The 287-nt window shown below is 53.0% G+C and carries 1 protein-coding gene; it reads right to left on the reverse strand.

Features of this window, described 5'->3' with window-relative positions:
• The coding region (locus R0J87_RS19520) for an ABC transporter permease subunit (protein WP_498888322.1) at positions 1-287 on the reverse strand (287 nt) is incomplete at both ends.

Consider the following 287-nt stretch of genomic DNA (forward strand, 5'->3'; position numbering starts at 1 on the left):
CCTATCACGGCCGCACTGAAGGCATCCAGGCCGACCAGCGGCGGAAAGATCTGCGGCAAGCCGTAATAGAGCAAAAACAGTTGTACCAGCAAAGGTGTGCCGCGAAAGAAGCTGATATAGATCTGACTGAGCTGATCCAGTACGGGTAACCGATAGACCCGAACCAAGGCCAGGGTGACAGAGATCACCAGCGCAAAAACCAGTCCCCATACCGCCATGCCCATGGTTGTGCCCAGGTATTTGAGCAAAATAGGCATGAGCGACAGCATGTATTCAAAATCGAAGAG

The sequence above is a fragment of the Halomonas sp. SIMBA_159 genome (assembly GCF_046536035.1).
Taxonomy (GTDB): Bacteria; Pseudomonadota; Gammaproteobacteria; order Pseudomonadales; family Halomonadaceae; genus Vreelandella; species Vreelandella venusta_A.